Genomic DNA, 20,294 nt, shown 5'->3' on the forward strand with positions numbered 1-20,294 from the left:
ATCCGCGCGGGTTCCGGTCATGCTGAGCCGGCGCGGCTGGGTCGTGCTGATCGCGGCGCTGCTGAGCGCATCGCTGACGGGCCGCCTGGGCTTGTGGCAGCTCGACCGCGCAGCGCAGAAGGTCAGCCTGCAGGCCGCGCTGGACGCCCAGTCGCAGCAGCCCGCCCTGAGCAATGCCGAACTGGCCGGCGCCGACCAGGTGCACCGCCGTGTCGCGCTGCGCGGCACCTGGGTCGCCGATCGCACCGTCTGGCTGGACAACCGGCCGATGGACGGCCGCGTCGGCTTCTTCGTCGTGACGCCGCTGCTTCTCTCCGGCCGTGACGACACCGTCCTCGTGCAACGGGGCTGGGCGCCGCGCCATGTGGCCGAGCGAAACCGACTGCCACCGCTGGCCACGCCGGCCGGCGAGGTCGAAGTCATCGGGCGCCTCGCCGCTTCGCCATCCCGGCTTTATGAGCTGGGCGAAGGCTCGACCGGGGCGATCCGGCAGAATCTCGACCCTGCGGCCTTTGGCGCCGAAGCGGGCCTCAAGCTGCTGCCGCTGACCGTCGTGCAGACCGACGCCAGCGCCGACGATGGCCTGCTGCGCCACTGGCCGGCGCCGGAGCTGGGCCTTCACAAACACTATGGCTACGCCTTTCAATGGTTTGCGCTCTGCGCGCTGATCCTCGTCCTCTATGTCTGGTTCCAACTCGTCCGCCCCCGGCTCCGCAAGCAGCAGCCCTGAACCGCTGAGCTTTGCGGTGCACAGCCTGCCCGACCCGCGCGCAGTGCCGCAGCAGCGCGCCGGCCGCTGGAAGATGCTGCTGGTGCTGGCCATGTGCGCGGCGCCGGTCGTCGCGTCCTACTTCACCTTCTACGTCGTCAAGCCCAGTGGCTCGGCCTATGGCGAGCTGATCTCGCCGCACGTCGACATGCCGGCCGACCTGCCACTCACCGACCTGCAGGGCCGCCCGGTCACGCCGGCCTCGCTGCGCGGCCAGTGGCTGTTGACCGTTGTGCAGGGCTCGGACTGCCCGGCCGCCTGCGAGCGCCAGCTGTTCGTGCAGCGTCAGCTGCGCGAGATGCTCGGCAAGGAGCGGCCTCGCGTCGACAAGCTCTGGCTGATCCCCGACGCCGGCACGCCGCGCGCCGAGGTGCTGGCCGCCGTGGGGCAGAAGGGCGCCGAGGTTACCGTATTGCGCGTGCCGGCCGACCGTCTCGCCGCCTGGCTGAAGCCCGCCGACGGCCGCAAGCTGGCCGACCATTTCTTCATCATCGACCCGATGAACCGCTGGATGGAGCGCGCCCCGGCCGAGCCCGAGCCCAAGAAGCTGCAGGGCGATCTCAGCAAGCTATTGAAAGCCAGCGCCAGCTGGGACACCGCAGGCCGATGAACGACGTGCTCCTGCCCTTGGGCCAGGTCGCTGCCATCGGCGGCGCGGTCGCCCTTGGCCCGCTGATCTGGTGGCGCCAGCGCTCGCGCAGCGCGACGCCGGCCGGCCGCCTGCGCGCGCTGACGGCGCTGACGCTGTTCCTGACCTTCGACCTCATCGTCTTCGGCGCCTTCACGCGGCTGAGCGATTCCGGCCTGGGCTGCCCGGACTGGCCCGGCTGCTACAGCTCGGCCAGCCCGGTCGGCGCACGCAAGCACATCGAGGCTGCGCAGACCGCCATGCCCACCGGCCCGGTCACGCATGGCAAGGCCTGGATCGAGATGATCCATCGCTACCTCGCCAGCGGCGTGGGCCTGCTCATCCTCGTCATGACCGTGCTGAGCTGGCGGCTGAAGCGCCACGGCGGCGAGCGCGCGCCCTCGGCCTGGTTGCCGACGCTGACCTTCGTCTGGGTCTGCGTGCAAGGCGCGTTCGGCGCGCTGACGGTGACGATGAAGCTGTTCCCCGCCATCGTCACGTTGCATCTGCTGTTCGGCATGGGCCTGCTGATGCTGCTGGCCTGGCAGCACGAGGCCTACGAGCCCCGCCCGCTGGCCGTGCCGCCGGCGCTGCGCCGCGCGGTGCTGGCGGTGCTCGTGCTGACGCTTGTCCAGGTCGGCCTGGGCGGCTGGGTCAGCACGAATTACGCGGTGCTGGCTTGCGACGAATTCCCCACCTGCCACGGCGGCCAGTGGTGGCCACAGATGGACTTTGGCCAGGGCTTCCAGCTCTGGCGCGAGCTGGGTCAGCGCGCCGACGGCAGCTGGCTGGGTTTCGAGGCGCTGGCCGCCATCCACATGGCCCACCGTCTCGGTGCGGCGGTCGTCTTCGCGGCCATCCTCGCACTTGCCTGGGCGCTGCGTCGGCGGGCGCCGGGTTGGGCCAAGCTGCTGCTGGCTGCGGCCGGCTGGCAGCTTGCCTCCGGCCTGTCGAACGTCGTGCTCGACTGGCCTATCGTTGCCGCCCTGGCCCACACTGCCGGCGCTGCCGTGCTGCTGGCCCTGCTCACCACCTTGTTCGCACGTCTGCAGAAGACGTCGCCCTGACCATGTCGACCTCCACCGCCAGTGCCCTGATGCACAGCCCGCGCTGGCAGCAGTTCTACCAGCTGACCAAGCCGCGTGTCGTCCAGCTCATCGTCTTCTGCGCCGCCATCGGCATGGCCCTTGCCGTGCCCGGCCTGCCGGACCTGCAGCAGGCGCTGACCATGCTGGCGGCCATTGCCGGCATCTGGCTGGTGGCCGGCGCGGCGGCGGCCTTCAACTGCCTCATCGAAGACGGCATCGACGCGCGCATGAAGCGCACCGCCTGGCGCGCCACCGCCAAGGGCGAGTTGAGCCGCACGCAGACGCTGGCGTTCTCCGGCCTGCTGTGCGCCGCCGGCATGGCGCTGCTGGGCGTCTACGTCAATGTGCTGACCATGTGGCTGACCTTCGCCACCTTCGTCGGCTATGCGGTCATCTACACCGTCATCCTCAAGCCCATGACGCCGCAGAACATCGTCATCGGCGGCGCCTCGGGCGCCATGCCGCCGGTGCTTGGCTGGGCCGCGCTGCGCGGCGACCTGGGCCCCGAGCCCTGGCTGCTGTGCCTGATCATCTTCCTGTGGACACCGCCGCACTTCTGGGCGCTGGCGCTGTACCGCGCCGAGGACTACGCCCGCGCCGGCCTGCCCATGCTGCCGGTGACCCACGGCAACGACTACACGCGGCTGCAGATCCTGCTCTACACCTGGGTGCTGTTCGCTGCCACGCTGCTGCCCTTCCTGACCGGCATGAGCGGCTGGTTCTACCTGGTCAGCGCCATCGCGCTGGGCCTGGGTTTCTGCGGCTATGCCTTCCGGCTGTGGCGCTCGTATTCGGAGGCGCTGGCGCGGCGGACCTTCTGGTTCTCCATCTGGCACCTGTCGCTGCTGTTCGCGGCCTTGTTGATCGACCACTACATCGCATGAGCACACGTCGCTTTGCCCTGGCCGCACTGGCCACACTCGCGTTGTCTGCCTGCCAGAAGGCCGGGCCCGACAAACTGGCCTTCAAGGGCATCGACCTGACCGGCGCCGAGTACGCCAGGCAGCTCAACCTGACCGACCAGGACGGCCGCGCCCGCTCGCTGGCCGATTTCAAGGGCAAGGTGCTGGTGATCTTCTTCGGCTACACGCAGTGCCCCGACGTCTGCCCGACGACGATGGCCGAGGTCGCCGAGGTCAAGCGCTCCTTGGGCGCGGACGGCGACAAGGTGCAGGGCATCTTCGTCACCGTCGACCCCGAGCGCGACACCGCAGCGCTGCTCAAGCCCTACCTCGCCAGCTTCGACCCGACCTTCATCGGCCTGCGTGGCAGCGAGGAGCAGACCAAGGCCGTGGCCAAGGAGTTCAAGGTCTTCTACGCCAAGGTGCCGGGCAAGACGCCCGAGACCTACATGGTCGACCACACGGCCGCCAGCTTCATCTTCGATACCGAAGGCCGGGTGCGCGTGTATGCCCGCTACGGCTCGGGCGCCCAGCCGCTGGTGGACGACATCAAGCTGCTGCTGGCCGAAAGCCGCAAGTCATCCTGAGGCCGGCCGGCGGCGACAGCCCGCCAGCAAGTCCCACTCCGCCTTGTAGGCATCGGCCCGCGCGCCGACCCAGCCCATCGCCGTGTGGAAGAGGTTGTCGTGTGAGGCGGCCGCCTTGCTGAGCCGGGTCAGGCATCCCGGCTCCAGCGACGCAGCCAGGCCACCACCTTCAGGCAACCACATGATCAGCGGCACCTGCGTCTGCTCGCGTGGCGCCATCGCGTAGGGCATGCCGTGCAGGAACAGGCCGTTCTCGCCCAGCGACTCGCCGTGGTCGGAGACATAGAGCAGGCCGGGGTCGAAACGGCCGGCCTGTGTCTGCAGCCAGGCGATGCTGCGCGCCAGCAGCCTGTCCGTGGCCACGATGCTGTTGTCGTAGGCGTTGACGACCTGCTCGGGCGGGCACTGCTGCAGCGCATTGCTGCGGCACTCGGGCTGGAAGCGCTTCAGCTCGGGCGGCGAACGCTTGAAGTAGGCCGGCCCGTGGCTGCCCATCTGGTGCATGACGAGCACCAGGCCGCGCGCCAGCTGCTGCGCGTCCAGCGCGGCGATGCGACGGTCCAGGCCGTGCAGCAGCGCCTCGTCCAGACACTCGTCGCCGTCGCACAGGCGGTCCGGCAGCGGCGGCGCGCCTTCGGGCGGCCGGCTCGCGTGGGCGTTGGGAACGCGGTCGCACAGGCCCTTGCAGCCGCTCTGGTTGTCCAGCCACAGCACGGCCAGGCCGGCGCGTTGCAGCACGTCGAGCAGGTTCTCCTGCGGGCCCTTCGCGTCCGCAAAGGCGTCGCGGCCCAGCGGCGAGAACATGCAGGGCAGCGAGGCGGCGGTGCTGGTGCCGCATGACGCGACCTGGCGAAAACTGACCACGGGCAAAGCCGCCAGCTCTGGGTTGGTCGGCTGTGCATAGCCGTTCAGGCTGAAGTTCATCGCGCGCGCCGTCTCGCCCACCACCAGCAGCAGCAGTGGTGGCTTCGCACCCTGGGCACGCGGCAGCAGATGGGCGTCTGCCCCCACGACGGCCGGCGGGCCACTCGGTGCTGCCTGGCCGCGCAGGGCGGCGGCGCTGAGGGCGTAGACGCCGTTCAGTGGCGTGATCATGTAGCGCAGCGTCTTGTGGTTGCGCATGGTCGAGGACAGGTCGGCAAACATGCTCAGCGCCAGCAGCAGCATCGCGGCGATCGCCAGCACGAAGGACAGCACATTGAAGCCTGCGCGCCTGGCCGGGCGCTGCGCGGGTGCGGCGGGCTGGCGCAGCAGCCACCAGGCGGGCAGGGCGCCCAGCAGCGCAATGCTGGCGAGCAGCCGCCAGCTCAGCAGGTCGCGGCTCTCGTGCACGTCGGTCTGCACGAGGTTCACGACCATGGTCGGGTCGAAGACGATGCCGTAGCTGCCGATGAAGTGCGCCAGCGCGCCTGCGCTCAGCAGCAGCACCACGAGCAGCGGCCGGATGACGCGCGGCCAGGCGAGCAGGCTCAGCAGCGCGGCAGTCGCTACCGTCACCATGCCGGCGAATGCCGCCGTGAACACGAGGCCGCGAACGCCGTGGATCTCGGGTACGGACTGCAGCCGTGTCCACAGCGGCCAGTTGGCCAGCAGCGCCATCCACAGCGCGGCGAGCCAGACCTGGGCCAGGGGATGTGATGCGGTGAGTCGCGACTTCATCGCTGCAGCCACCGCGCGCTGCCGGTGCACAGGGCCCAGCAGACCCATGCCGCCCAGAGGGTGTGGCTGGCGTAGTGCGCGCCGCGCGCCAGTTGGCCCAGGCCGAACAGCGTGCCGACGATGACGACGCCGGCCAGCCATGCCCGCGCTGCGCGTGGGTAGGCGCGCCTGAGCGCGAAGAAGCCGCTGACGAAGGCGAATGCGGCGCCTGCGTGCCCGGACGGGAAGCAGTGGCCACCCCCGCCATCGGCGACGCCCAAGCGCCAGTGGGACACGTAGTGCGCCGCGCCGCCGAACTCGGCCAGGTCCCAGGGGCAGCTGGTCGCGCTGGCGCGCTTGAGCGTGGAGATCAGCGCAACGCAGGCCAGCGTCACGGCCAGCCACCAGATGCGCTCGCGACGTGACTGCGACGTGAACAGCGGTTTGAACACGTTGACCAGCAGCAGCGCAGCGACCATCCACGCCAGGGCTCTGCCGCCCTGGTGCAGGGCGCCGCTGGTCAGCCAATGCTCGCGCCATCCAAAGCCCCCTGTGTCTCCGAAGAGCCGTGCAAGGCGCAGATCAAGCGTCGTTGCGTCCCACAACAGCAGCAGGGCGAAGGCAATGGCGGTGGACCAGAGGGCGTTGTCCCGCTGCCGCGCTGGCGCTAGGCCGACGGCGCCCGGCATGGGCCGTGAATAAGCTTGCATGGCGGGCATTGAGCCGGGGTGACCTGAAGACAGGCTGAAGCCCCGTCCGCGCGTGCTAGCGTCCTTGCAGACAAAAACTGCGGACCCCGGATGCGCCTGCTGCTGCTTGAAGACGACGACGTGCTGGGAGAAGGCCTGCGCGACTTCCTCGTGTCCGACGGGCATGTCGTGGACTGGTTGCGCCGCCTGTCCGAGGCCAGGGCGCTGGAGAACGACCCCTACGACGTGCTGCTGGTGGACTGGCAGCTGCCCGACGGCTCGGGCCTCGACTGGGTGCGCGCGTTGCGGCGCCGTGGCAATGCGACCCCCGTGGTGGTGCTGACTGCGCGCGACCTGCTCAGTGACCGCATCGAGGGGCTGGACAGCGGCGCGGACGACTACCTGGTCAAGCCCTTCGAGCCCGAGGAGCTTGCGGCGCGGCTGCGCGCGATCTCGCGCCGCCGTGCCGGGGCGAGCGGCTCGATGCTGGCCCTGGGTGCCGTGCAGATCGACCTGGCGGCCAGGAGCGCCAGCGTCGACGCGCGCCGGGTGGACCTGACGGCGCGCGAGTGGGCGCTGCTGGAGGCGCTGGTCCAGCGCCGGGGCCGCGTTGTCGACAAGCGGGCGCTGGAACTCATCGTGCTCGGCAATGACGCAGAGGTGTCCAGCAATGCGCTGGAAGTGCACGTCTCCAGCCTGCGGCGCAAGCTGGGCCGAGGCCTCATCGAGACCCAGCGCGGTCTGGGCTATCGACTGGGGGACGAGCCGTGACGGCGATGACAGGCAGCCTGCCCTCCATCCGCGGCCGTCTGTCGCGGCTGGTGGCCGTGCTGGCCTTGCTGTGGGCGGTGCTGGCCACGGCCCTGGTCTGGTGGGCCGTGCGCAGCGAGGTGCTCGAACTGCTGGACGAAACCCTGCAGGACTCGGCCGACGTGCTGGCGGAGGTGCTGGCCGCCGGGCCCTTGCCCGCCAGCGGCGCCACGCGCGTCGTCGCGGCGTCCGGGTCGACGAGCCACTTCGCCTGGCAGCTCGTCGACAGCCGGGGCCATGTGCTCGCCCGTTCGAAGCTCGCACCCGAGCAGGCGTTTCATGGCCAGGTGCGACACGGCATCGCATCGACCGGGGAAGGCTGGCACAGCTACGGCCGCCCTCTGGGCGAGGCCACGCTCTACGTCGCCCAGACGATGGCCGAGCGCCGCGAAACCATGGCGGCGGTGGGCATGGCCAGCGCCGGCGCCGCCCTGTTCGTCGGGCTGCTGTGCCTGTGGGTGCTGCGCGCGCGGCTGGGCCGGGAGCTGCTGCCGCTGCAGGCGTTCTCGTCCGCCGTGCGCCAGCACGACCCGATGCAGCCCGGCAGCGAGCTGCCTCCGGTCACGCGCGCCGAACTGGCGCCCATGCACGACGCGATCAGCGACCTGGGCCGACGGCTGTCGCGCCGCCTGGCCAATGAGCGCGCCTTCACGGCTCACGCGGCGCACGCACTGCGCACGCCGCTGGCCGGCATGGATGCGCAGCTCGCCGTCGCGTTGCGCGAAGCACCCCCGGCCCTGCAGCCGCGCCTGCTGCGCACTCGACAGGCTGCAGGCCGGCTGGCGCGCGTCGTCACGGCGCTACTGACGCTCTTCCGCAGTGGCGTCGACCTGCAGCGCGAGCCGGTAGACGTCGGCGCCATGCTGGCGCGGTTGCCGATGGAGGGGCTGGTCATCGAGGCACCGGCCGGCACGGCGGTGGCCGCTGACGCCGACCTGCTGGCGGCAGCGCTCATCAACCTGGTCGACAACGCGCTGCGCCATGGCGCCCGGACGCTGAGGGTGGAAGTCGTCGGAAATGTCGTCCGTCTGCTGGACGACGGCAGCGGCGCGCCGCCGCAGCGCATTGCGGAACTTCAGCAGGCACTTGGCAGCCAGCAGTACGAAGGGCCGGCCGGCCTGGGCTTGGGCCTGATGCTGGCCGACATCGTCGCGCGGGCTCATGGCGGCGGCGTCCGCCTGCTGCCGGCGCCCGTCGGGTTTGGCGTCGAGCTGGATCTGGGCGGGCTTCCTCCCACCACGTCCTGAAACGACAAAGGCCCCGAAGGGCCTTTGCTCTGGCTGCCGGAGGAGCGCTCAGGCGGTTTCCGTCAGCGCCTTCTTCATCTTCTTCATCGCCGCCACCTCGATCTGGCGGATGCGCTCGGCCGACACGCCGTACTCGGCCGCCAGCTCGTGCAGCGTCATGCCGCCGGACGCGTCGTCGTTCACCTTCAGCCAGCGCTCTTCGACGATGCGCCGGCTGCGGGCGTCCAGCACGTCCAGCGCACGCTGGATGCCGTCGCCGGCCAAGTCGTCGCGCGAGCGGGCCTCGATGACGCGGGTGGGCTCCTGGCTGTCGTCGGCCAGGTAGGCGATGGGCGCAAAGCTCTCGCCCTCGTCGTCGGTGAGCGGCTCCAGCGCCACGTCGCCGCCGGACATGCGCGTCTCCATCTCCAGCACTTCCTCGCGCTTGACGTTCAGCGTGCTGGCCACGTGGGCCACCTCGGCATCGGTCAGCGTGTTGCGGTGCGTGGCCGCATCGGGATTGCCGGCCTTCAACTGGTGCTTCATCGAGCGCAGGTTGAAGAACAGCTTGCGCTGGGCCTTGGTCGTCGCGACCTTGACCATGCGCCAGTTCTTCAGGATGTACTCGTGGATCTCGGCTTTGATCCAGTGCATGGCGTAGCTGACCAGGCGCACGCCCTGGTCCGGGTCGAAGCGCTTGACGGCCTTCATCAGGCCGACGTTGCCTTCCTGGATCAGGTCGCCCTGCGGCAGACCGTAGCCCACGTACTGGCGCGAGATGGACACCACCAGGCGCAGGTGCGACAACACCATGCGGCCGGCGGCCTCCACGTCGCCCTTGTCACGCAGGCTGCGCGCGGCGGAGATTTCTTCCTCGGCCGTCAGCAGCGGCAGACGGTTGACGGCGGAGATGTAGGCGTCCAGGTTGCCCAGCGAGGGCACCAGGGCCCAGGGGCTGCGAACGGCAATGGCGGCTGAAGCGGACATCGTCTTGATCCTTGCTGAACTGCTGCTTGAATGCAGCGTTGAAGCAATATTAGCACTCCGGCTGGAGGAGTGCTAAGGATGGCGAGGCTCAGTCTGGAACGCAGTATTCACCTGCGTGGAACAGTGGGCATCCACTAACTTGAATCAGTCCACCAGGCCGAGGTCGGGGCTCTGGATCATGGCCTCGATGTCCAGCAGGATCAGCATGCGCTCGCCCAGCTTGCCCAGGCCGGTGATGAAGCGGGCATCCAGCGCCGCAGCCACTTCGGGGGGCGGCTTGATCTCGTCGGCGCTGAGTTCCAGCACGTCGGACACCGAGTCGACGACGATGCCGACGATGCGCCCGGCCACGTTCAGCACGATGACGACGGTGAAGGCGTTGTACTCGCCGGCCTGACCCAGGCGCAGGCGCAGGTCCAGGATGGGGACGATGACGCCGCGCAGGTTGACAACACCCTTGACGAAGGTCGGTGCGTTGGCGACGCGGGTGGGCGCCTCATAGGAGCGGATTTCCTGCACGCGCAGGATGTCCAGGCCGTATTCCTCCTCGGCGATGCGGAAGGTCAGGAACTGTTTGCCGGCGGCGCGGGCCGTTGATTGGGCTGCCTGGGCGCCGGTGGTGGGAACGAGGTCGGTGCTCATCGGTGCTGCGCAGAGGGGTGGGTGGTGCTCAAGCGCTCATTTTGCCCCGTCGGGAGCGGGCGTCAGTGCCAACAATTCGTCGACCAGCGCCAGCAGCTCGCGCACGTCCAGCGGCTTGGTCAGGTAGTGGTTGGCGCCGGCGGCCTGGGCCAGCGCGATCTGCTCGGGCTGGGCGTTGGCCGACACGACGATGACCGGCGGCGGCTGGCCGCCCATCGCGCGCAGGCCGGTCAGCACGCCCAGGCCGTCGCCGTCGGGCAGTTGCCAGTCCAGCAGTACCAGCGCCGGTGGCCGCTCTTGCAAGGCCTTGAGGCCTTCCGCCACCGTCGTCGCCACCTCCAGCTCCAGCCCCGGCCGCTGCTCCAGGATGCCGCGCATGACCTCGGCATTCAGCGGGTTGTCTTCGACGTAGAGCAGGCGGTGATGCGGGCCTGGCTGGGCGGCGGCCGGTTCGCCGCCGCCGTCCGTGACGGCCACCGCAGGGGTGGTGCGCGCCGCTGGCAGGCGCAGCACGAAGCAGGCGCCGGGGCCCTGCACGCCTTCGGCACGCAGGCTGCCGCCCATCATCTCGGCCAGGCGCTGGCTGATGACGAGGCCGATGCCGGTCCCCGGCAGGCCGCTGCGCTCGCGGCCGAGGCGGTTGAACGGCTGGAAGAGCGCGGCGCGCTGCTCGTCGGTCAGCCCCAGGCCGGTGTCGCGCACGGTGACCTCGATCCAGCCGGGCGCGGGTGCGCCGGCCTCGATGGCGATGCGGCCGCCGGCGCGGTTGTACTTGACGGCGTTGCTGAGCAGGTTGGTGAGGATCTGCGTGACGCGCGTCGGGTCGCCGGTCAGGCGCAGTGCGGTCGGGTCCAGGCGCTGGCTGATGGCCAGGCCGCGCTCGGCCGCGTTGTGCTGCACCAGCGCCAGCGCTCGGGCCAGCAGCGGCGGCAGGTCCAGCGCGGCGAGGTCAAGGCGCAGCGAGCCGGCCTCGATGCGCGACAGGTCCAGCGTGTCGTTGATCATCTCCAGCAGATGCCAGCCGGCCTGCGCGATCTGCTCGGCGCGGGCACGCTGGCCGGGGGCGAGCGGCTCGCTGGCGTCCATCTGCATGAGCTGGGTGAAGCCGAGGATGGCGTTCATCGGCGTGCGCAGCTCATGGCTCATGCGCGACAGGAACTCGTTCTTGGCCTGGTTGGCGCCCTCGGCGGCCTCGCGGGCGCGGTCCAGTTCCTCCATGCGCAACTGGTCCGTGATGTCCTCGACGACGCCGACGAAGCGGTGCGGCCGGCCGTCGCTGCCGCGCAGCAGGCTGACGAGCACGCGCGCATGCACGACGACGCCGTCCGGTCGCACATAGCGCTTCAGGCGCCGGTAGAACGGGATCTCGCCGCGCATCAGCCGGCGGCCCTGGTGGATGTCCTCGCTGCGGTCCTCCATGTGGGTGATGTCGATGGAGCGCAGCCCGAGCAGCGCGTCGGCGGTGTAGCCCACCAGGCTGCAGAAACGCGCATTGACCTCCTGGAAGCTGCCGTTCAGGTCGGTGAAGGCAATGCCGATCGGTGCCGTCTCGAAGATGCTGCGAAAGCGCTGCTCGGTCTGGCGCAAGGCCTGTTCGCCCTCGGCACGGCTGGCGATCTCGCGCTCCAGCGCCCGGGTGCGTTCGCCGACGAGGGCCTCGACATGCTGGGTGCGGCCCGACATCAGCAGCAGCAGCGCGCCCACCATCGCCGTGGCCAGCAGGCCCACGAGGGCGAAGGCCCAGCTGCGGCCCGGCGCCTGCGCCATGCCCGGCAGGTCGTACATACGCACCTCCCACTGCCGGCCGCCGAAGGTCAGCGGCATTTTCACCAGCGGCAGGGTGGCGTCTTCGCCGCGTTGCACGGCCTCGCAGCCGACCCGCCCGGCCAGGCGCACGAAGGCCGCGCCCGGCTCCAGATCCACCAGGCAGGCACCCAGGTGCTCGGGCCATTGCGCGGCCAGGCGCGATAGCAGCAGGTCGGGGCGCAGCGTCGCGAAGACGGCGCCGTCCGGCCCGCCATCGGCCGCGCCGCCCTGGCTGCGGTACAGCGGCTGGTAGACGACGACGCCGACGGCGCCTTCCTTGTCCTGAGACAGCTGGATGCCCGCCGACGCCGCCGCCCGGCGCAGCGAAGTGGCCTTCTCCAGCGCCGCCCGCGCGCCCGGGATGCTGCGCACGTTGACGCCCAGCGCCGCAGCATTGCGCGACAGCGGCTCGACGAAGCGGATGACCATCATGTCCTCGTCGGGCGGCGTGGTGATGTCGCCCGCGCGGCTGCGGTCGCGGGCGCGGAAGCCGCCGGGCAAGTCGTCGGCAGCGGCCTGCGCGTTCAAGCGCTCAATGTCGGCACGCGCCGTGCGCTGTATCAGCCCCAGGGCCAGCAACGGGCTGTCCTCGCCCAGGAAGCCGCGCGTCGCGAGCGCGAACTCCTCGCGCGTCGGGTGCGGCTTGACCTTGGCCAGGCTGTGCACGCCTTCCAGGATCAACAACGGCTCACGCAGCCGCCCGGCCAGGGACTGGCCGGCACCGGTGGCCTCGCGCGTGAAGTCGGCTCGGTTGCGCTGGCGGTCCCATTCCATCGTCGCGGCCACGCCCAGGCCCACCAGCAGCGTTGTCAGCAGCATCGGCAGACCGACGCTGAAGCGGCGCGTTGCCCAGGCCGAGCGCGGCTGGCCGATGAGGGCCAGCGTGATCGGTGTGGCGATGAGCACGCCCATCAGGTCGCCCGTCCACCAGACCATCCACACCTGGCCCATCTGCGCCGCAGCGATGGCGTCGCTGGCGCGCAGCACCAGTGTTGCGCAGCTCGGGCTGACGACGGAGGCGAGCGTGGCCGCCACCAGGTAGCCGCCAACCTCGCGCGGCGCCGCCAGCACCAGGGGCCGACCGCAGCAGCGCCGCATCAGCAGCGTGCCGGCCGCCGCCTGCGCCGCCGCGCCGCAGGCGATGCCCAGCGCCGTCCACAGCGGCTGGGCGGTGAGGTCACCCAGCATCGTCGCCTGGATGACGAACGAGCCCAGCGCCACGGCCGGCAGGTAGCGCAGGCCCCAGACCAGCAGCACCGCCAGCCCCCAGCCCGCCGCCGGGTAGATGGGCGACACCTCATAGGGCGGCAACACCATCAGCAGGCCGAGCCGGCCGAGCAGGTAGTAGACGAGCGTGACACCTGCCGACAGCGCCAGGTAGCGGCGGATGTCGCGGGCGGTAAACCTCACTGGTGCACCCTTCGCGCTACGCGCTGTCCCGCCAAGCGGGAGCGAGCTCGCTTGGGGCGGCCCGGCGCCGCGCTCATTCCGCCTGGGCCTCGCGCAGCGTCTGCATGACCGGCCGCTGCAGCACGCCGCGCAGGCTCCACCAGCCGGCGCTCCAGGCCAGCAGCGCGCCGCAGGCGGCACTGATCAGCGGCACCCAAGGCTTCATCTGCCAGTCGAACTCGAACACGAAGCGCGCCAGCAGCCCGGCCAGCACGATGGCCACCGCGCCGGCCAGGAAGCCGGCCAGCGCGCCGACACCCAGCAGCTCGGCGCGCTGCACCTGGGCCAGCAGCGACGACGGTGCGCCCAGCGCCCGCATCAGCCCGAACTCGCGCGCCCGCGCCTCGCGCGTGCTGCCCACGGCGGCCAGCAGCACGACCAGGCCGGTCGCCAGCGTGAAGCCGAACAGGAACTGCACCGCCTGGATGACCTGGTCCAGCACGCCCTGCACCTGGTTGAGCTGGGCCGAGACGTCGATGACCGTCAGATTGGGAAACTGCCTGGCCAGCTCGCGGTCGAGCTTGATGCCCGCCGGCATGCGGTAGGCGGCGATCTGCGTGGCCGGCAGGTCGGGCAGCTCCGCCTTCTCGAACAGCACGAAGAAGTTGACCCGCATCGACGACCAGTCCACCTTGCGCAGGCTGGTGATGCGGCCCTGCACCGGCTGGCCGGCGATGTCGAAGCCCAGCTGGTCGCCGAGCTTGACGCCCAGCGTCTTGGCCAGGCCGTCCTCCACGCTCAAGCCTATCTCGCCCGCCGGTGCGGCGCCCCAGCCGCCACCGACCAGCTGGTTGTGTGCGGGCAGCTCGCCCGTGTGGCTGAGGTTGAACTCGCGCTCGGCCAGGCGCTGGGCGCGGTCTTCGGTGAAGCGCTTGGCCTGCACGGCCTCGCCGTTGATCGTCGTCAGGCGGCCGCGGATCATCGGGTACCAGTCGTAGTCCTTCACGCCGGCGTCGTCCAGCGTCTTGCGGAAGGCCTCGGCCTGGTCGGGCTGGATGTTGATGACGAAGCGGTCCGGCGCCGCCGCCGGCGTCGCCGCGCGCCAGCTGTCGATCAGGTCGGTGCGCAGCAGCACCAGCAGCGCCAGTGCCAGCAGGCCCACGGCCAGCGACGACACCTGCATGACTGCAAACCCCGGCCGCGCCGCCACCTGGCGCGTGGCCAGCAGCAGCCAGCGCGGCACGCGCGCGCCGCTCACGTTGACCGGCACGATGCGGCGCAGCAGTTTCACCGCGCCCCAGGCCAGCCCCGCGAACACCAGCACCGCGCCGGCGAACCCGGCTGCGGCGATGCCGCCGAGCTTGATGTCGCCCGCCAGCACCATCAGGATGGCGCCCAGGCCGGCCACGCCCGCGCCCAGCACCAGCAGCGAGCCGGCCTTGGGCGCGCCCAGGTCACGGCGGATCACGCGCAGCGGCGGCACGGCCGACAGCTGCAGCACCGGCGGCAGGCCGAAGCCCATCAGCAGCGACAGCCCCAGCCCCAGCCCCAGCAGCGCCGGCCAGATGCTGGGTGCTGGCAACTCCACGTTGATGAGGCCGGCCAGCAGCGACACGAACACCTGGTGCAGCGCCAGGCCCAGCAGCACGCCGGCGAGGCTGGCGGCCAGGCCGGCGAGCAGGAACTCCAGCCCGTAGGCCCAGGCGATGCGCCGCTGCGGCTGGCCCAGCACGCGCAGCATCGCGCAGGCGTCCAGGTGGCGGGCCGCGAAGTCGCGCGCCGCCAGCGCCACGGCGACGGCGGCCAGCAGCGCGGACAGCATGGCCACGAGGCGCAGGAAGCGCGCCGCGCGGTCCAGCGTCTGGCGCATTTCCGGGCGGCCCGATTCCAGCGACTCCAGGCGCAGGCCGCGCAGCTTCTGATCTGCGATGACTTTTTCGGAGCCGGTGACGAAGCGCTTCACCGCGTCGGCGGCAGCGCCGGGGCCGGGCACGACAGCCAGCCGGTAGGTCAGGCGGCTGGCCGGCTGCACGAGCTTCGTGGCGGCGAGGTCGGCCTCGGTCAGCAGCACGCGCGGCGCGAAGTTGATGAAGCCGCCGCCGCGGTCGGGTTCGGTCTCGATGAGGGCGGCCAGCAGCAGTTGGCTGTCGCCCAGCAGCAGCTTGTCGCCGAGCTTGAGCCCGAGGCCGTCGGCCACGGCCGGGTCGGCCCAGACCTCGCCGGGCGCCGGCGCGCCGCTGCGGCCGGGCAAGGCCTCGCGCAGCTTGATGCGGCCGCGCAGCGGATAGCCGCCGCTGACCGCCTTCACGGCCACCAGCCGGCTCTCGCCGCCATGCGCCTCGTCGGCCCGCGCCATGCTGGGGAAGCTGGCGCTGGTCACGGTGGCGAGCTTCAGTGAGGCGGCCAGGTCGAGGATGGCCGGCGGCGTGGGCTGGTCGCTGGCGACGATGGCGTCGCCGCCGAGCAGTTGCGCGGCGTCGCGGCGCAGGCCCTGGTCGAGCCGGTCGGACAGGAAGGCCACCGCGCAAAGAGCGGCGACGGCCAGCGCCACGGCCAGCATCAGCAGGCGCAATTCACCGGCCCGCCAATCCCGCAGCAGTTGTCGCCAGGCGACGGTCAAAGTGGCGGGAGGACGTGGGGCAACTGCAGCAGGGGACGTCATGCGCACGACTGTAGCCGCGCGGCCCCGCGTCGAGCCTGTAAACTCGCGCCCCAATGCGGGTGTAGTTCAATGGTAGAACTCCAGCTTCCCAAGCTGACTACGTGGGTTCGATTCCCATCACCCGCTCCAAATGCAGACGGCCCCTCGAAGGGGCCGTCTGCATTTGGAAAGGGTCTTGGGATGAGAACCCACCCGGGTTCGCTCAAGGACAGCCAGTGGCTGTCCTTGGACGTGCCGCAGGCACGGGCCGAGCGGGAGCGAGGCCGAGGGATCGGCCTCAGCCGATTCCGAGCATTCCCATCACTCCCCCGCAGCCCCCCACACATTCGCCCCCAACGTCAGCGAGAGCACCCTGCACCTAAACCCCGCTCCCACCGGGCTGCACGCGTACACCCCCACCTCAATCTGCTCCGGGCAGCCATGCAGATGCGTGATGCGCATCTGCTGCCATGCCACCCCGTCCGCCGACGATTCCACGCAGAAGTCGGCACCCCGTCGACTCAGGCGATACCAGAGGCGATCCAGCGTCGACTCGACATCCTGCGTCGCCCAATCCGAGTAACCCAGGTTGGTCACGACCGACCCCAGCCGGCTGTGCCCGTCGGGCTCGTACTCCACCGACGCCTTGATCCACGAATCGGCACTCGCCCGGCACATGACGCCGCACTGGTCGTATTGCGCATTCGGCGCGAACTTCACGTGGGTGGTCAGGCTGAAGTCGCCGTTCACCGGCACGAAGAAGAAGTGCCCGTTGTCGCGCCTGAAGCCGTAATGGGTGCGTTGCCAGTAGTCCGTATCGGGGCGGGTGGTGAGCGCCAGTGCATCGGACAGATGCCAGTCGGCAGGCTCGTTGGACCAGTGGAACGGGGCGAGCGTGTCGCGCAGCATGGCTTGAGTCATGCGCGAATTGTCAGCTCTCCACCCAGCTCACCCGCCCCCGTCCCGCCGCCTTCGCCAGGTACATCGCCCGATCTGCCGCTTCGACCAGGCCCGTCCCCTGGTTCCCGGCGCTAACCCCCAGGCTGATCGTCACGCACCCCTCAACACCCGGATGCGGCAGCGCCAGCGCCCGCACCGTGTCTTCCATCAACTGCGCCACGCCGATGGCGCCGGCCAGGTCGGTGTCGGGCAGCAGGCAGACGAACTCCTCGCCGCCGTAGCGCGCCAGCAGGTCGGTCGGCCGGCGCAGGCAGCTGCGCAACGCCGCCGCCACGCGGCGCAGGCAGTCGTCGCCGGCCAGGTGGCCCAGCGCGTCGTTGTAGCGCTTGAAGTGGTCCACGTCGGCCAGCACCACGGCCAGTGGTGCGCGCGTGCGCTGCGCCCGGCGTGATTCGGCCAGCAGGCGCTCGTCGAAATGGCGCCGGTTGTGCACGCCGGTCAGGCCGTCGACGAAGGCCAGCTCGCGCAGCAGGTCGGACTGCGCCTTCAACGTGAGCTGGGTGCGCACGCGGGCGCGCACGACGGTGGGGTTGAAGGGCTTGGTGATGAAGTCGGCGGCACCGGCGTCCAGGCCGCGGGTCTCGTCGTCGGGGTGGTCCTGGGCCGTGACGAAGATGACGGCGATGCCGCGCAGCAGCGGGTCGGCCTTCAGCTCGGCGCAGAGTTCGTGGCCATCCATGCCGGGCATCTGCACGTCCAGCAAGACAACGTCGGGCTGGCGGTCCCGGCAGAGCTGCAGCGCACGTTGGCCGTCGGTCGCCATCAGTACCTGACAGTCGGTTGCGAAGACGCGGTGCAGGGCCTGGATGTTGACGGGCTGGTCGTCGACGAGGAGCAGGCGCGGCCGGCGGCCGGCGGGGGCGTGGCCAGGCAGGGCGATGTGCATCATGGGTGCAGCTCCAGGGTGGCTCGCAGGTCGCGGGACAGCGCCAGCGCGGCATCGAAATCGAGGGCCGCCATCGCGGCGTCCAGCGCGGCGCGGGCGGGCGGTGGCAGTTGCGCACGCAGCGCCTGGTGCAGGTCGATGGCGTCGAGGTCGGAGCCGGCCAGCAGCTGGGCCAGGCGGTCCAGGCTTTGGGTCAGGTCTTGCTGCGGCGCGGCCTGCGCATCCGGCGCGGCGGGCTCCTGCGCCTGCAGCTCGGCCGCGAGGCGGTCCAGCGTGGCCAGGTCGGCCCGGCGGCGGGCGTCGAAACGGCGTTGCCAGTCGGCATCGGGCGCATCGGCATGCTCGCCTTCGGCGGCCAGCGCGGCCAGCCCTTCAGCGCCCAGCATGGCGGCCAGGCCGCGGTAGCCATGCAGGCTGCGGGCGGCGGTGGAGCCGCCTTCGGTGAGCGCGTGGGCGAGCTTGCGGTCCTGCTCATGCAGCGCGGCCAGCGTGCGCTCGAAGAGTTCCACGCGGCCCGACATGCGCGCCAGCGACTCGGCCAGCGCGATCCCGGCACGGCCCGCCGCGTCTTGCACGGCGGGCGGCAGGTGGGCGGCGGGCGTGCGCTGGTCGGGCACGGGTGCCGCGCCGCAGCGGCGCCTCAGCACCGCCACCATGATGTCGGGGTCGACGGGCTTGCCGATGTGCTCGTCCATGCCGGCGTCCAGGCAGGCCTGGCGTTCGCTCTCCAGCGCGCCGGCGGTCATGGCGATGACCGGCAGCGTCAGGCCGAGCTGGCGGCGGATCAGCCGCGTCGCCGTCGTGCCGTCCATCACCGGCATCTGCACGTCCATCAGCACGGCGTCGAAGCCGGGCCGGCCGCGCGTCTGGGCCAGCAGCGTGAGCGCCTGCTGGCCGTCGCCGGCCACCGTGACGATCGCGCCCTCGTGCTCCAGCAGTTCACGCGTGACCTGCTGGTTGCCGGGGTTGTCCTCGACGACCAGCAACTGCAGCCCGGCCAGGCGCTGCGGCGCGGCATCGGGCTGCGGCGTAGCCGCCTCGCTCGAACGCGCCTGGATGGCGGCGGTGACGGCCTGGCTGAGCATGGCGGCGGTGACGGGCTTGACGAGGAAGCCGTCGAGCAAGGCCTGCTCCGAGGCGCTGCGCTGGGCGAGGTGGTCGCGGTCGTGGCTGGTCACCATGAGGATCAGCGGGCCTGGCCCGAGCCGGCGACGCAGGCCGACGGCGGTCTGCCAGCCGTCCATGCCGGGCATGACCCAGTCCAGCAGCACGACCTCCGGCGCCGTCTGCTCGGCCAGCGCCAGCGCGTCGGCGCCGCTGCCCGCCAACCGCACCTGCCAGCCCAGCGACTCGGCCAGCGCGCCGAGCACGCGGCGGGCTTCGCCGTGGTCGTCGACGACCAGGGCCTGCAGCGTCTGGCGCGGTACGGGCGCGGGCAGCTCGGCCGGCAGCGGGAAGCTCAGCGTGAAGCCGAATCGGCTGCCCTGGCCGGGTGTGCTGTCGACGTGGATGTCGCCGCCCATCAGCTGCACCAGACGCCGGCTGATGGCTAGACCCAGGCCGGTGCCGCCGAAGCGCCTGGCCGTCGACGCCTCGGCCTGCGTGAAGCCGTTGAAGATGCGCTGTTGCTGCTCGGGCGCGATGCCGATGCCGGTGTCGCGCACCGAGAAGGCCAGCGCCACGGCACCGTCGCTCTGTGCCATGCGCTGGATGTGCAGCACGACCTCGCCGGTGGCGGTGAACTTGATGGCATTGCCGCACAGGTTGATCAGCACTTGCTGCAGCCGCAGCGCATCGGCGATGACGATGGGCGGCAGGGCGGGGTCGAGGTCGAAGAGGACCTCGATGTCGCGCTTGTCGCCGTGGGCCGCCAGGATGACGGACAGGTCGCGCAGCAGTTCGTCGAAGCGGGTGGGGTGTGGGTCCAGGCCGAAGTGGCCGGCCTCGATCTTGGAGAAGTCGAGGACGTCGTTGAGCAGGCCCAGCAGGCCGCGCGCGGCGCCCTCGCTCTTGACGGCGTAGTCGCGCTGGCGGGCGTCCAGTGGCGTCTTCTGCAGCAGGCGCAGCATGCCCAGCACGGCGTTCATCGGCGTGCGGATCTCGTGGCTCATGTTGGCCAGGAAGCGCGTCTTGGCCTGCGAAGCGCGCTCGGCGGCCAGGCGAGCCTGGGCCTGCGGGGTCTGGTCCAGGCAGGTGACAACCAGCCCGCCGTCCGGCAGCGGCGCGGTGCGGGCCTCGATGACGCGGTCGCCGACGCGGTAGGTCTCCAGCCGGCGCGGCTGGGTGTCGCGGCCCAGGGCCAGGGCAGCCTCCACGGCGGCGCGGGCCTTGTCGCCCTGGCCGTAGTCGCCTCTGGCAGCGAAGAAGCTGATGAGGTCGTCGAAGCGCAGGGACGGCTCTTCGAACAGCGAGGCCGGGATGTCGAGCAGCCGCTCGAACTCGGCGTTGTGCACCAGCAGCCGGCGCTCGGCGTCGAAGACGGCCAGGCCGCAGGGCAGGTGGGCCAGGACCGCGAGGGTCAGCGGGCTGGCCGCAGCGTGCGGCTCGCGCGGGCCTTCGGCGCTCACGCCATGTTGCATGTCCGCTGTCGACATCGACCCCCCGGCCTGCTATGCCCGGCGCCGGTTGCCGGGCACCCGGAGTCTA

General features: G+C 71.1%; 16 protein-coding genes and 1 tRNA gene. 8 read left to right on the forward strand and 9 right to left on the reverse strand.

The genetic code is table 11. The features are described from left to right. Positions 1–19 precede the first annotated feature (19 nt). Genes ACG00Y_RS04880 through ACG00Y_RS04900 form a run of 5 tightly spaced genes read left to right on the forward strand, consistent with a single transcriptional unit; the run spans position 20 to position 3,974 of the window. A complete protein-coding gene (locus ACG00Y_RS04880; RefSeq protein WP_394476527.1) occupies positions 20–730 on the forward strand; it encodes an SURF1 family protein in 711 nt (236 codons plus the stop codon). Between the two features lie 16 nt (positions 731–746). Further along, positions 747–1,379, forward strand: a complete 633-nt coding sequence (locus tag ACG00Y_RS04885) for an SCO family protein (protein ID WP_394476529.1) — start codon at positions 747–749, stop codon at positions 1,377–1,379. Further along, positions 1,376–2,464, forward strand: coding sequence for a COX15/CtaA family protein (locus tag ACG00Y_RS04890; RefSeq protein ID WP_394476531.1), 1,089 nt, complete (start codon positions 1,376–1,378; stop codon positions 2,462–2,464). Before ACG00Y_RS04885 ends, ACG00Y_RS04890 begins: the two co-directional genes overlap by 4 nt. A gap of 2 nt (positions 2,465–2,466) precedes the next feature. Next, positions 2,467–3,369, forward strand: a complete 903-nt coding sequence (gene cyoE, locus ACG00Y_RS04895) for a heme o synthase (protein ID WP_394476533.1) — start codon at positions 2,467–2,469, stop codon at positions 3,367–3,369. After that, positions 3,366–3,974, forward strand: a complete 609-nt coding sequence (locus ACG00Y_RS04900) for an SCO family protein (RefSeq protein ID WP_394476535.1) — start codon at positions 3,366–3,368, stop codon at positions 3,972–3,974. Before cyoE ends, ACG00Y_RS04900 begins: the two co-directional genes overlap by 4 nt. Here the strand turns inward: ACG00Y_RS04900 and ACG00Y_RS04905 are convergent. Both ACG00Y_RS04905 and ACG00Y_RS04910 read right to left on the reverse strand, forming a co-directional pair. Beyond that, positions 3,966–5,633: a phosphoethanolamine transferase gene (locus ACG00Y_RS04905; protein WP_394476536.1), complete on the reverse strand. Its 1,668-nt coding sequence runs from the start codon at positions 5,631–5,633 to the stop codon at positions 3,966–3,968. The two genes, ACG00Y_RS04900 and ACG00Y_RS04905, sit on opposite strands and share 9 nt — an antisense overlap. Next, positions 5,630–6,322 carry a phosphatase PAP2 family protein gene (locus tag ACG00Y_RS04910; protein ID WP_394476538.1) on the reverse strand — a complete coding sequence of 231 codons (693 nt, stop codon included), beginning with the start codon at positions 6,320–6,322 and terminating at the stop codon, positions 5,630–5,632. Before ACG00Y_RS04910 ends, ACG00Y_RS04905 begins: the two co-directional genes overlap by 4 nt. A 90-nt stretch (positions 6,323–6,412) precedes the next feature. Here ACG00Y_RS04910 and ACG00Y_RS04915 point away from each other — a divergent pair, with 90 nt between their 5' ends. Both ACG00Y_RS04915 and ACG00Y_RS04920 read left to right on the forward strand, forming a co-directional pair. Next, positions 6,413–7,072, forward strand: a complete 660-nt coding sequence (locus tag ACG00Y_RS04915; RefSeq protein WP_394476540.1) for a response regulator transcription factor — start codon at positions 6,413–6,415, stop codon at positions 7,070–7,072. Between the two features lie 5 nt (positions 7,073–7,077). Then, positions 7,078–8,358: a sensor histidine kinase gene (locus ACG00Y_RS04920; protein ID WP_394477489.1), complete on the forward strand. Its 1,281-nt coding sequence runs from the start codon at positions 7,078–7,080 to the stop codon at positions 8,356–8,358. A 48-nt stretch (positions 8,359–8,406) separates the two neighbouring features. Here the strand turns inward: ACG00Y_RS04920 and rpoH are convergent, their stop codons facing one another. The 4 genes from rpoH to ACG00Y_RS04940 all read right to left on the reverse strand — a co-directional run bounded on the left by rpoH (position 8,407) and on the right by ACG00Y_RS04940 (position 15,823). After that, complete coding sequence (gene rpoH / locus ACG00Y_RS04925) at positions 8,407–9,324, reverse strand: RNA polymerase sigma factor RpoH (RefSeq protein WP_394476542.1); 918 nt, start codon at positions 9,322–9,324, stop codon at positions 8,407–8,409. A gap of 144 nt (positions 9,325–9,468) precedes the next feature. Beyond that, positions 9,469–9,966, reverse strand: a complete 498-nt coding sequence (locus ACG00Y_RS04930; protein WP_394476544.1) for a chemotaxis protein CheW — start codon at positions 9,964–9,966, stop codon at positions 9,469–9,471. A gap of 36 nt (positions 9,967–10,002) precedes the next feature. Continuing rightward, on the reverse strand, positions 10,003–13,182 hold the full coding sequence (locus ACG00Y_RS04935; RefSeq protein ID WP_394476545.1) for a PAS domain S-box protein: 3,180 nt from the start codon (positions 13,180–13,182) through the stop codon (positions 10,003–10,005). A 73-nt stretch (positions 13,183–13,255) separates the two neighbouring features. Further along, the gene (locus tag ACG00Y_RS04940) at positions 13,256–15,823 is read right to left on the reverse strand and encodes an ABC transporter permease (RefSeq protein ID WP_394476546.1); all 2,568 of its coding nucleotides are present in this window, start codon (positions 15,821–15,823) and stop codon (positions 13,256–13,258) included. Between the two features lie 55 nt (positions 15,824–15,878). Between ACG00Y_RS04940 and ACG00Y_RS04945 the strand changes: the two genes are divergently transcribed. Further along, positions 15,879–15,952, forward strand: a tRNA-Gly gene (locus ACG00Y_RS04945). A 171-nt stretch (positions 15,953–16,123) separates the two neighbouring features. On the opposite strand, the gene ACG00Y_RS04950 is transcribed toward ACG00Y_RS04945, so the two are convergent. From ACG00Y_RS04950 to ACG00Y_RS04960, 3 genes are read right to left on the reverse strand one after another with little or no spacing between them, the layout of a single operon-like run. Continuing rightward, entirely contained in the window at positions 16,124–16,711 is a 588-nt protein-coding gene (locus ACG00Y_RS04950; RefSeq protein ID WP_394476547.1) for a DUF1349 domain-containing protein, read from the reverse strand. Between the two features lie 22 nt (positions 16,712–16,733). After that, positions 16,734–17,651 (reverse strand): diguanylate cyclase, encoded by a 918-nt coding sequence (locus ACG00Y_RS04955; protein ID WP_394476548.1) that lies wholly within the window; start codon positions 17,649–17,651, stop codon positions 16,734–16,736. Then, a complete protein-coding gene (locus ACG00Y_RS04960; protein ID WP_394476549.1) occupies positions 17,648–20,215 on the reverse strand; it encodes a response regulator in 2,568 nt (855 codons plus the stop codon). Before ACG00Y_RS04960 ends, ACG00Y_RS04955 begins: the two co-directional genes overlap by 4 nt. Positions 20,216–20,294: the final 79 nt, after the last annotated feature.

The organism is Pelomonas parva, assembly GCF_043555835.1.
Taxonomy (GTDB): domain Bacteria; phylum Pseudomonadota; class Gammaproteobacteria; order Burkholderiales; family Burkholderiaceae_C; genus Pelomonas; species Pelomonas parva.

Bases quoted from the DNA above. Each gene is read 5' to 3' on its own strand.
- ACG00Y_RS04905 (WP_394476536.1), bottom strand. From the start codon at position 5,633: ATGAAGTCGCGACTCACCGCATCACATCCCCTGGCCCAGGTCTGGCTC.
- cyoE (WP_394476533.1), top strand. From the start codon at position 2,467: ATGTCGACCTCCACCGCCAGTGCCCTGATGCACAGCCCGCGCTGGCAG.
- ACG00Y_RS04900 (WP_394476535.1), top strand. From the start codon at position 3,366: ATGAGCACACGTCGCTTTGCCCTGGCCGCACTGGCCACACTCGCGTTG.
- ACG00Y_RS04890 (WP_394476531.1), top strand. From the start codon at position 1,376: ATGAACGACGTGCTCCTGCCCTTGGGCCAGGTCGCTGCCATCGGCGGC.
- rpoH (WP_394476542.1), bottom strand. From the start codon at position 9,324: ATGTCCGCTTCAGCCGCCATTGCCGTTCGCAGCCCCTGGGCCCTGGTG.
- ACG00Y_RS04955 (WP_394476548.1), bottom strand. From the start codon at position 17,651: ATGATGCACATCGCCCTGCCTGGCCACGCCCCCGCCGGCCGCCGGCCG.
- ACG00Y_RS04930 (WP_394476544.1), bottom strand. From the start codon at position 9,966: ATGAGCACCGACCTCGTTCCCACCACCGGCGCCCAGGCAGCCCAATCA.
- ACG00Y_RS04910 (WP_394476538.1), bottom strand. From the start codon at position 6,322: ATGCAAGCTTATTCACGGCCCATGCCGGGCGCCGTCGGCCTAGCGCCA.
- ACG00Y_RS04940 (WP_394476546.1), bottom strand. From the start codon at position 15,823: ATGACGTCCCCTGCTGCAGTTGCCCCACGTCCTCCCGCCACTTTGACC.
- ACG00Y_RS04920 (WP_394477489.1), top strand. From the start codon at position 7,078: ATGACAGGCAGCCTGCCCTCCATCCGCGGCCGTCTGTCGCGGCTGGTG.
- ACG00Y_RS04915 (WP_394476540.1), top strand. From the start codon at position 6,413: ATGCGCCTGCTGCTGCTTGAAGACGACGACGTGCTGGGAGAAGGCCTG.
- ACG00Y_RS04950 (WP_394476547.1), bottom strand. From the start codon at position 16,711: ATGCTGCGCGACACGCTCGCCCCGTTCCACTGGTCCAACGAGCCTGCC.
- ACG00Y_RS04880 (WP_394476527.1), top strand. From the start codon at position 20: ATGCTGAGCCGGCGCGGCTGGGTCGTGCTGATCGCGGCGCTGCTGAGC.